The organism is Nocardia amamiensis NBRC 102102 (genome assembly GCF_001612745.1).
Taxonomy (GTDB): domain Bacteria; phylum Actinomycetota; class Actinomycetes; order Mycobacteriales; family Mycobacteriaceae; genus Nocardia; species Nocardia amamiensis.
In genome coordinates this window covers 1-6719 of sequence record NZ_BDBA01000034.1, presented here as the reverse complement: position 1 = coordinate 6719, position 6719 = coordinate 1, and the positions used below count along the sequence as shown (strand labels likewise).

Annotated in this window: 7 protein-coding genes; 1 reads left to right on the top strand and 6 read right to left on the bottom strand. The window is 69.0% G+C overall.

Annotation, left to right across the window (positions count from 1 at the left end; all coding sequences use genetic code 11):
• The 3 genes from NA4_RS09795 to NA4_RS09785 all read right to left on the bottom strand — a co-directional run.
• Nucleotides 1-547 (bottom strand): DUF2334 domain-containing protein (locus tag NA4_RS09795; RefSeq protein WP_067467411.1); only part of this gene is annotated, 547 nt, incomplete at its 3' end.
• Between the two features lie 154 nt (nt 548-701).
• Nucleotides 702-2879, bottom strand: a complete 2178-nt coding sequence (locus NA4_RS09790) for a S9 family peptidase (protein ID WP_067467408.1) — start codon at nt 2877-2879, stop codon at nt 702-704.
• 10 nt (nt 2880-2889) lie between these two features.
• The gene (locus NA4_RS09785; protein ID WP_067467405.1) at nt 2890-3261 is read right to left on the bottom strand and encodes a MerR family transcriptional regulator; all 372 of its coding nucleotides are present in this window, start codon (nt 3259-3261) and stop codon (nt 2890-2892) included.
• A 46-nt stretch (nt 3262-3307) separates the two neighbouring features.
• Here NA4_RS09785 and NA4_RS09780 point away from each other — a divergent pair, with 46 nt between their 5' ends.
• On the top strand, nt 3308-4396 hold the full coding sequence (locus NA4_RS09780) for an alkene reductase (RefSeq protein WP_067467402.1): 1089 nt from the start codon (nt 3308-3310) through the stop codon (nt 4394-4396).
• On the opposite strand, the gene NA4_RS09775 is transcribed toward NA4_RS09780, so the two are convergent.
• The 3 genes from NA4_RS09775 to NA4_RS42115 all read right to left on the bottom strand — a co-directional run.
• Nucleotides 4393-4827, bottom strand: coding sequence for an HIT family protein (locus NA4_RS09775; protein WP_067467399.1), 435 nt, complete (start codon nt 4825-4827; stop codon nt 4393-4395). The genes NA4_RS09780 and NA4_RS09775 overlap by 4 nt on opposite strands.
• Nucleotides 4828-5018: 191 nt before the next feature.
• A complete protein-coding gene (purB, locus tag NA4_RS09770; RefSeq protein WP_067467396.1) occupies nt 5019-6440 on the bottom strand; it encodes an adenylosuccinate lyase in 1422 nt (473 codons plus the stop codon).
• Between the two features lie 74 nt (nt 6441-6514).
• Nucleotides 6515-6719: hypothetical protein (locus NA4_RS42115; protein WP_218022281.1), on the bottom strand; the 205-nt coding region annotated here is incomplete at its 5' end.

The window sequence follows — 6719 nt, the reverse complement described above, 5'->3', positions numbered from 1 at the left end:
GGCGGGCGGTGCGGGCGGCGCCCATCACCAGGGCGCGGCACCACCACGGCTCCGCGCGGAAGCCCTCACCGATGCCGTACACCCGGGACTTCTGCGCCATATTGCGTTCCAGGTCGATGATCGACGTGAGGCCGAGCGCGAGCCGGAAACCCACCTCCGGCAGCGCGTCCAGCGCGCCCGCCGAGGCATTCCAGCGCGGAGCGGCGAACAGCCGAGTGCGCAGGTCGACCTGCTCCAGCACCCGGTCGGCGGCGGTCAACCGCAACCGCGCCTCGTGCTTGGGCAGTGCGGCGAACTCGGCGCGCCGCCGCTTGGTGGCGGCCTGGTCGTAGCCGTGCAGCACGATGGCGTCGCCACGGGCCCGGCGAACGCGCAGCCACGTTTGGGTCGCGGCGTCGTCGAGCAGCCGGTATCTGCCCTTCAGCCGCGGTGCGACCAGCAGTGAGACCGGAACGCCGCGCCGATCCATCTCCTCGGCGAACCCCATCGCCGCGTCCCGGGTGGTGTCCCTGATCCCGGAAATCGATACGATCAGCTCAGCGTTCATGAACCCACGGTGCCAGCCGCACATGTCCTCGACGTGCAGCTCGTATGACCAGGCGGCGAACAGTCCGTCACGCCTGTGCCGAGCGGGCACCCCGGCGGCGGCGCGCCGCCGCTACCGTCCGGCCACCCGATGGCACCGGCCTTTCCCGACCGGCCTACGCGTCGGCGAGTCCGACCGTATCGAGCACCCAGGCGTGTTCGAATGCCACTTCCCGCCACTTCTCGTAGCGCCCGCTGACTCCGCCGTGGCCCGCGGTCATCTCCGTCTTGAGCAGCAGCGGTGCGTCGCCGGTCGCGGTGACCCGCAGCTTGGCGATCCACTTCGCCGGTTCGACGTAGAGCACCCGGGTGTCGTTCAGGCTGGTGATGGCCAGGATCGCCGGGTAATCCTTGGCCTCGACGTTCTCGTACGGCGCGTAGGACTTCATGTACTCGTAGACGTCCTTGTCCGCCAGCGGGTTGCCCCACTCGTCCCACTCGATGACGGTCAGCGGGAGCGACGGGTCGAGGATGGAGGTGAGCGGATCGACGAACGGAACGTTGGCCAGGATGCCCGTGAACAGTTCCGGCGCCAGATTCGCCACCGCGCCGACCAGCAGGCCGCCCGCGCTGCCGCCGTCCGCGATCATGCGGTCCGCGGCGGTGACGCCGGTATCGATGAGGTGGCGCGCGCAGGAAACGAAGTCGGTGAAGGTGTTCTTCTTGGTCAGCGTCTTCCCGTGCTCGTACCACAGCCTGCCCATCTCGCCGCCGCCGCGCACGTGCGCGACCGCGAAGACCATGCCGCGGTCCAGCAGCGAAAGACGTGCGACCGAGAACGACGGGTCGATGCTCGCCTCATAGGAGCCGTAGCCGTACAGCAGCAGCGGTTTCGGCCCGCCGGCGGGCGCGTTCTTCTTCCGGACCAGCGAGATCGGAATCCGGGTGCCGTCCTCGGCAACCGCCCAGTCGCGGTGCTGTTCATAGTCGTTCGCGTCGTAGCCGCCGAGTACCGGCTGCTCCTTGCGCAGCAGCAGCTCACCGGTGGCCGGGACGTAGTCGAACACCTGCATGGGCGTGATGAACGAGGTCAGCCCGATGCGCAGGCTGGGTTGCGCCCACTCCGGGTTGGAGCCGACGCCGACCGAGAAGAGCTCGAGGTCGAAGTCGAGTTCCCGCTGTTCGCCGTAACCCGTCTCGGTCAGCGGCCACACCGCCACCCGGGTGAGCGCCTCGCGCCGGTAGCTGAGCACCAAGTGGTCGCGGAACGCGTCGATGTCCTCGAGCCGTACGTCGTCGCGATGACCGATCAGTTGGGTCAGGTTCGTCGGATCCGTCACCGGCGCCTCGGCCAGCACGAAGTTCTCCGCCTTGACCCCGTCCACCACGTCGTTGTGCAGGATCAGGAAGCGATCCGCGCCGCCGACCACCGCGTGCTCGGCGGAGTACTCGACGCCGTCGCGGCGGGGCAGCAGGACGCGGAACTCGCCCTCGGGATCGTCGGACTCCAGCACCCAGCCCTCGCTGGTGATCTTCGAGCTGACCCAGATCATGAGGTACTTCTCCGAGCGGCTCGCGCCGATGCTCACCCAGTAGCGCTCGTCGGGCTCGTGGAAGACCTTGACGTCGGGATCGGTGCTGCCGAGCCGGTGCCGCCACACCGTGTCGGGCCGCCACGACTCGTCGACGGTTTGATAGAAGACGTGGCTGCCATCGAGCGACCACGTCGCGCCGGGCGCGGTGCCCGCGATCTCGTCGCCGAGCAGCTCACCGGTGCGCAGATCCTTGAACCGCAGCACGTAGCGCTCGTCGCCGACGTTGTCCACCGAGTAGGCCAGCAGCGTTCCGTCATGGCTGATCGAGAACGCGCCAAGCGCGAAGAAGTCGTGGCCCTCGGCCAGCTCGTTGCTGTCCAGCAGCACCTCTTCGCCCGCGACCTCGGTCTGCGCGTCGAGCACCGGCGGCGTCCAGGCGTCGATGCCTGCCGCGTCGGCGGCGATCGGGCACCGGCAGTGCACGCCGTACTGCTTGCCTTCGAAGCTGCGCGAGTAGTACCAGTACTCACCCAACCGGGTCGGCACCGAAAGGTCGGTCTCCTGGGTGCGCGCCTTGATCTCGTCGAAGATCGTCTCGCGCAGCGTGTCCAGGTGGGCGGTCTGCGCCTCGGTGTAGGCGTTCTCCGCCTCCAGGTAGGCGATGACGTCGGGGTTCTCTTTGTCGCGCAGCCACTCGTACTCGTCGACGAACACGTCGCCGTGGTGCGCCCGCTCGGTGGGGATCGTCTTGGCGATCGGCGCCGCCACGACGGGAGCGCCGCTGCCGGAGTCGGAGATCGTTCCGCTGTCGAGAGCCATGGCGTCCACCCTACTGTCCGGGCTCCGCGCCACCCGCCGCTCGGATGACGCCGTCCAGCACCTCGCTGGTCCGGCGCAGGTCGCGCAGGGCCTGATCGATCCTGGCGCGTTCCTCGGTGAGCTTCTCCACCAGGAACGGCGTCGCCTGGACGTTCGGCGTGCCGTCCACGTCGTGGATGCACGGCAGCAGCTCGCCGATGGTGTCGCTGTGCAGGCCCGCCGCGAACATCTCCTGGATGCGCCGGACCCGGTCAACCGCCGTCTGCGGATATTCCCGCTGTCCGCCGGAGGTCCGCTCCGCGGCCAGCAGGCCCTTGGTCTCGTAGTACCGCAGCGACCGGACGCTCACGCCGGTCCGCTCGGCCAGTTCACCGATGCGCACCTTCACTCCTTGACCTGACATTGATGTCAGGTTTTACGGTACAGCCATGCTGCTTCTGACCGAATACCGCAACCACCTGATCGACCTGCCCAACCGCATCGTCATGTCGCCGATGACCCGGCTGCGCTCACGACCCGACGGCTCACCCACCAGCGACGTCGCCGACTACTACGCCCAACGGGCCACAGCAGGGCTGATCGTCAGCGAGGGCATCTGGCCGCACTCGACCGGGCAGAGCGAGGCGTGGGCGCCCGGATTGCAGACGCCCGCGCATGTCGAGGCGTGGCGGCAGGTCACGGACGCGGTGCACGCTCGCGGCGGGCGGATCTTCGCGCAGTTGATGCACGGCGGGCGAAAGGGCCACCCGCTCGCGCGGATCGACGGCTCCTGGCCCGCCGGACCGTCGGCCGTGCTGGACGAGGACCGGGTGCACCTGATCGACGGCGGCAAGGGCGACCCGATCACACCCGCCGCACTCGATCACGCGGGGATCGCCGCGGCGGTGCGGCAGCATGCCGCTGCCGCGCGCAACGCCATGGACGCGGGCTTCGACGGAGTCGAGATCCACGGCGCCAACAGCTATTTCGTGCACCAGTTCCTCGCCGACAACACCAATCTGCGCGACGACGAGTTCGGCGGCTCGATCGACAATCGCATGCGGCTGCCGCTGGCCGTGGTCGACGCGGTGGCCGATGCCATCGGTTCCCGCCGCACCGCGATCCGGCTGTCGCCGGGCAACCCGCAGTTCGGCATGGTCGAGGCGGACCCGGCCCCGCTCTACCGCGCGCTCGTCGCCGAGCTCGATCAGCGCGACCTTGCCTACCTGCACCTCATCGACAACGACCGCTATCCCGCACTGCGCGACCTGCGGCCGCGCTGGCACGGCACGCTCATCGCCAATATCGGGGAAAACAGGGAGCCGACGACCGCGGCGGGCGCGGAGCAGGTGCTGCAATCCGGACTCGCCGATCTGGTGTCGTTCGGCAGGTCGTTCATCGCCAATCCCGACCTCGTCCACCGCATCCGGTACGACCTACCGCTCGCTCCCATCCGCGAGGAGACCCTGTACGGACGAACCGCCGAGGGATACAGCGACTACCCCCGGTGGACTGCAGCCGAACTGGTCCGCGACTAGAGGCCGGGCTGATCCCGGAGGGCGCCGCGAATCGAGGCTGCGAGGTAGTCCAGGTCAGCCCGCTGTGGGCTGGTCGGGCGACCACGCAGCCCGAACCCGTCACCCGGCGTGCGCGGGATGACGTGCAGGTGGACGTGAAAGACTTCCTGCCCTGCGGTCACCCCGTCGGCCAGAAAGAAATTCACGCCGTCACACCCCACCTCACTGGCCCGCAGCGCTGCGGCCAGCCGCTGCCCGACCTGGAACAGCTTCCCCCCGAGCACCGGATCGAGTTCCGCCAGACTCCGCGCCGCCACCTTCGGCACCACCAGCAGATGCCCTGGCGTCATCGGCCGAATGTCCATGAACGCCAGCACATCATCGTCCTCGTAGACCTTGCTCGACGGCGCCCGCCCGGCGGCGATATCGGCGAAAATCGTGTACGGATTCACGATCGGCAGCTTATGTGTTCATGCGTCGTTCAGCCGCAACACAATTCCATAGCCACAGGTCATGACCTCAGATACCGTTCACTCAGCTCCTGGCAGTAGCCGGGAGAAGTGGACCCGGCTCCTCTCCGGACGGTGAGCAGCCGGGTTTCGCGCTAGCTGGCGCAATGCCGGGCTGTTTCGGAGCGCCGCGGTTACAAGATCGGTGACGGCGTGTAGCGGGCCGCGTGCGGGTAGCGGTCGACCAGTTTCTGCACCTGACCGATGACGTCGGAGACCTGGGCTTCGGCGGCGCCGATGAAAGCGGACTTGTCGGCCAGCGCCTCGGCGAGGGCGGCGCGATCGAGCGGGAGGCGCTCGTCGGCGGCGAGCCGGTCCAGGAGGTCGGGTTCACGGCCCTGTTCCCGCATCGCCAGGGCTACCGCCACGGCGTGCTCCTTGATGGCCTCGTGTGCGGTCTCGCGGCCGACCCCGGCGCGGACCGCGGCCATCAGGATCCGGGTGGTGGCCAGGAAAGGCAGGTAGCGGTCCAGTTCGCGGGCGACGACGGCCGGGTAGGCGCCGAATTCGGCCAAGACGGTGAGGAAGGTCTCCATCATCCCGTCGATGGCGAAGAATGCGTCCGGCAGCGCGACGCGGCGGACCACCGAGCAGAACACGTCGCCCTCGTTCCACTGCGCGCCCGCCAGTTCGGCCGCCATCGAGGCGTAACCGCGCAGCACCACCTGCAGGCCGTTGACCCGTTCGCAGGAGCGGGTGTTCATCTTGTGCGGCATCGCCGAGCTGCCCACCTGCCCGGGCTGGAAGCCCTCGGTGACCAGCTCGTGCCCGGCCATCAACCGGATGGTGTGCGCGAACGAGGACGGGCCTGCGCCGACCTGCACCAGCGCGGAGAGCACGTCGTGGTCCAGCGAGCGCGGATAGACCTGGCCGACGCTGGTGAACACGGTCGCGAAACCGAGATGCCTGGCCACCTGCTGCTCCAGGCGGGCGAGTTTGGCCGGGTCGCCGCCGAGCAGGTCGAGCATGTCCTGCGCGGTGCCCATCGGGCCTTTGATGCCGCGCAGCGGGTAGCGGTCGATCAGCTCGCGCAGCCTGGTGAGCGCGATCAGCAGTTCGTCGGCGGCGGACGCGAAGCGCTTGCCCAGCGTGGTGGCCTGCGCGGCGACATTGTGCGAGCGGCCGGCCATCACCAGCGTCTGATACTCGGCGGCGCGCTCGGCCAGCCGCGCGGCGATCGCCACACCGTGCGCGTGCACGTGCTCGAGCGACAGCCGGATCTGCAGCTGCTCGACGTTCTCGGTGAGATCCCGGCTGGTCATGCCCTTGTGCACGTGCTCATGTCCGGCCAGCGCGTTGAATTCCTCGATGCGGGCCTTCACATCGTGCCGGGTGACCCGCTCGCGTTCGGCGATCGAGGCGAGATCGACCTCGTCGAGCACTCGCTCGTAATCCGCGATGACTCCCTCGGGCACGTCGACGCCCAGCTCCGCCTGCGCGCGCAACACCTCGAGCCACAGCCGCCGCTCGAGCACGATCTTGTGCTCCGGCGACCACAGGTGCACCAGCTCATGACTGGCGTAGCGGGTGGCGAGGACGTTGGGGACGATACTCACGACTCCGCCTCGCTGGTGCTCGGCTCCGTCGTGCCCTGGGGCGCTGTGCTGATCGTTCGCTCGCTCACGTGGGGTCAGTCTAGTGCGCGGAAACGATCGACTTGCCCGGGCGTGCTGGCTGGTCCGGCTCGCCCGGTGCCCTCGGAGGGCAGGTAGCCCTCGGGGCCGGGTGGTCGGGGCGTGCTCGATGCGACCCGAGCGGCGCCTTCCGCGGATACCCAGGCTCCTGTTTCCGGGCCGGGCGCTCGCGCTGCGCCCGATGCGGCGGCTGCCGCCTCC